This is a genomic window from Psychrobacter sp. 1U2, from assembly GCF_051847575.1.
On the sequence record NZ_JBPYDC010001193.1, the window covers coordinates 1 to 673 of the forward strand.

1 protein-coding gene and 1 pseudogene are annotated in these 673 nt (G+C 38.3%); both read right to left on the reverse strand.

The features are described from left to right. Nucleotides 1-183: pseudogene (locus ACS8FD_RS21150) on the reverse strand (hypothetical protein); the annotation flags it as partial. A 118-nt stretch (nt 184-301) separates the two neighbouring features. Continuing rightward, nucleotides 302-673: hypothetical protein (locus ACS8FD_RS21155; RefSeq protein ID WP_439277313.1), on the reverse strand; the 372-nt coding region annotated here is incomplete at its 5' end.

Here is a 673-nt window from a genome sequence, read left to right on the forward strand (position 1 = left end):
GTTATTCTTTGGAGAGTTAGAAAGGAGTGGCCGTGTCAATAAGGCCATTGTGCGCAGGCCTTTATAACGTATTAACGGCATGAGTATAGGATCTAAGAATATCCCCGTACTATTAACTGGTAAAATAAGTACCTGCGCGCTGCTATTTAAAATTGGGTCATGGGTCAAACGCAAAGTGGTCATAACGAATACCCCATAAGCAAATGATTTGATAAGTAGTATGTACTCAAGCTATTGTCTAATGATAAGCAGTATATATTGACGTACGGTTAGCCACTTATAATTTTAATAGTTTTTTTTATTATTCAGCCGTTTGTGCAGCTTCTAGCTGTGCGACTTGCTGTTCAAGCAGTTTAATTTGCTCAGCTTTCATGTCGGTTAATTTTTTATTCATTTGTACTTGTTCAGCCGCCAATTTTTCTTGGTCTATTAAGCGTTGATGCTCATCTTCTAAACGATCAACTTCTTCTTTGGCTAAACTATCGGTCTCTGGCAATGAGGCGTTTAAAATAGTTTCAGAATCAGATGCTTGCGTCTCAATTGGCACAGCCTTTTTATCAGATAAAGGCACGTTGTTATTCATCGTATCTACTGGGTCTGCTAGATCGCTGTCTGCATTGTCTGACAATGTCTCAGCTTGAGAAGATACAGTTTTTGTTGTTGTCTCTTTTAT